Raw genomic sequence first — 2,462 nt, forward strand, 5'->3', positions numbered from 1 at the left:
GGGAAGAGTCGGCGCTGTTCGCCGCCGACCTGGCCCGGATGTACATCCGCTACGCCGAGCGGCACGGCTGGACGGTGACGGTGCTCGACGAGACCACCTCCGATCTGGGCGGCTACAAGAACGTCACCCTCGCCATCGGAAGCAGAGGCGACAGCGCGGACGGGGTGTGGTCGCGGCTGAAGTTCGAGGGCGGGGTGCACCGGGTGCAGCGGGTTCCGGTGACCGAGTCCCAGGGCCGCGTGCACACCTCGGCAGCCGGTGTGCTGGTCTATCCCGAACCCGAGGAAATCGCCGAGGTCACCATCGACGAGTCCGAACTGCGCATCGACGTCTACCGGTCGTCCGGCAAAGGGGGCCAAGGTGTTAACACCACTGACTCCGCGGTCCGCATCACCCACCTGCCCACCGGGATCGTCGTCACCTGCCAGAACGAACGCTCCCAGCTGCAGAACAAGACCCGCGCCCTGCAGGTGCTGGCAGCCCGGCTGCAGGCCGTGGCCGAGGAGCAGGCGCTGGCCGATGCCTCGGCCGACCGCGCCAGCCAGATCCGCACGGTGGACCGCAGCGAGCGCATCCGTACCTACAACTTCCCGGAGAACCGAATCACCGACCACCGCATCGGCTACAAGTCGCACAACCTCGACCAGGTTCTCGACGGGGACCTCGACGCGTTGTTCGACGCGCTGGCCGCAGCCGACAAGCAGTCCCGAATGCAGCAGACACAACCGACATGACCCGTCTCAGACACGTGATCGACTCCGCTGCAGCGGCTTTCGCAGAGGCCGGGATCGACTCGGCGCGTTTCGACGCCGAGGAGTTGGCCGCCCACGCCGCCGGCACCGACCGCAGCCGACTGACCTTGCTGGATTCTCCCGGAGACGAATTCTTCACCCGCTACCACGATCTGGTCACAGCGCGTCGCAACCGACTGCCGCTGCAGCATCTGACCGGGACCGCGGCGTTCGGTCCGACGACGTTGCACGTCGGCCCGGGGGTGTTCATTCCGCGCCCGGAGACCGAGACGATGCTGGAGTGGGCTCTGAATCCAGCTACGGCTCAGCGGCTTCCGTCAAGGCCGGTGATCGTCGATGTGTGCACCGGGTCAGGTGCTTTGGCGGTTGCGTTGGCCCGGCACTGGCCCGCCGCCCGGGTGCTGGGTGTCGACGATTCACAGACCGCGCTGGACTACGCGCAACGCAACGCTGCCGGCACCGCGGTGGAACTGGTGCGGGCCGACGTGACGACACCGGGGCTGCTGGCCGACCTCGACGGCCGGGTCGACCTCGTCGTGGCCAACCCGCCCTACATCCCCGAGGGTGCCGTGTTGGACCCTGAAGTAGCCCAACATGATCCACCGCACGCGCTGTTCGGCGGGGCGAATGGGATGTCGGTGATCACCGCGGTGGTCGCGGCGGCCGGACGCTGGTTGCGGCGGGACGGCCTGTTCGCCGTCGAGCACGACGACACCACATCCTCGCGAACCGTCGAACTCATCCGCGGCACCGGGCTTTTCGATGGCGTCACTGCTCGGCGGGACCTTACTGGCCGGCCGAGGTTCGTGACGTCAATCAGGAAGACCTATGCCTGAGTTGTTCGACTGCGCCGACGCTGACCAGCGTTCGGCTGGGATCGCGGCGGCGGTCGACGCCGTCCACGACAGCCGGCTGGTGGTGCTGCCTACCGACACGGTCTACGGCGTCGGCGCCGACGCCTTCGACAGCGCCGCGGTGGCCGCGCTGCTGGCAGCCAAAGGGCGCAGCCGTCACATGCCGGTAGGTGTGCTGGTCGGATCGTGGAACACCATCGACGGGCTTTGCCTGATGGTCTCCGATGCCGCGCGCGAGCTGATTCACGCGTTCTGGCCGGGTGCGCTGAGCTTGGTGGTGACGCAGGCGCCGTCGTTGCAGTGGGACCTCGGCGACACCCGCGGCACTGTGATGGTGCGGATGCCGCTGCACCCGGTGGCCATCGATGTGCTGCGCGCTGTGGGGCCGATGGCCGTGTCCAGTGCCAACGTGTCCGGCAGCGTGCCCGCGGTCGATGCCGCCGAGGCCCACCGGCAGCTCGGCGACCGGGTTGACGTTTATCTCGACGCCGGCCCGGCAGCGCAACAGACTGCGTCGACAATCCTGGATCTGACCGGGGCCGCCCCGCGCATCCTCCGGCCGGGGCCGGTCAGCGCCGATGACATCGCTGCGGTGCTCGGGCTGGACCCCGACAGGCTGGCGGACTGATCGGTGCTGTGCAGTACCGTTTTTCGGTGATGAGTGACCCGGAAAGTCTGCGCGCCCTGAGCGGCAGGCTGCTCGCCCTGTCCGACCCGACCTTCAAAGGTGCCGGGGTGCCGCTGCGCGAGCTGGCGCTCGTCGGCCTGACCGCGGCGATCATCACCTACTTCGCCACCGGGCCGGTGCGGGTGCTGGCCACCCGGCTGGGTGCGGTGGCCCATCCGCGCGAGCGCG

3 protein-coding genes and 1 pseudogene are annotated in these 2,462 nt (G+C 68.8%); all 4 read left to right on the forward strand.

Features of this window, described 5'->3' with window-relative positions; translation table 11 throughout:
* Positions 1-734: peptide chain release factor-like protein (locus AC2VOP_RS18255; protein ID WP_486962273.1), on the forward strand; the 734-nt coding region annotated here is incomplete at its 5' end.
* Positions 731-1,588, forward strand: coding sequence for a peptide chain release factor N(5)-glutamine methyltransferase (prmC, locus tag AC2VOP_RS18260; RefSeq protein WP_486962274.1), 858 nt, complete (start codon positions 731-733; stop codon positions 1,586-1,588). The genes AC2VOP_RS18255 and prmC, both read left to right, overlap by 4 nt.
* Positions 1,581-2,234 carry an L-threonylcarbamoyladenylate synthase gene (locus tag AC2VOP_RS18265; RefSeq protein WP_486962275.1) on the forward strand — a complete coding sequence of 218 codons (654 nt, stop codon included), beginning with the start codon at positions 1,581-1,583 and terminating at the stop codon, positions 2,232-2,234. Before prmC ends, AC2VOP_RS18265 begins: the two co-directional genes overlap by 8 nt.
* Before the next feature lie 8 nt (positions 2,235-2,242).
* Positions 2,243-2,462 (forward strand): annotated as a pseudogene (locus AC2VOP_RS18270) (undecaprenyl-phosphate alpha-N-acetylglucosaminyl 1-phosphate transferase); the annotation flags it as partial.

It is taken from the genome of Mycobacterium sp. TH-M106, assembly GCF_057473765.1.

Bases quoted from the DNA above. Each gene is read 5' to 3' on its own strand.
- AC2VOP_RS18265 (WP_486962275.1), top strand. From the start codon at position 1,581: ATGCCTGAGTTGTTCGACTGCGCCGACGCTGACCAGCGTTCGGCTGGG.
- prmC (WP_486962274.1), top strand. From the start codon at position 731: ATGACCCGTCTCAGACACGTGATCGACTCCGCTGCAGCGGCTTTCGCA.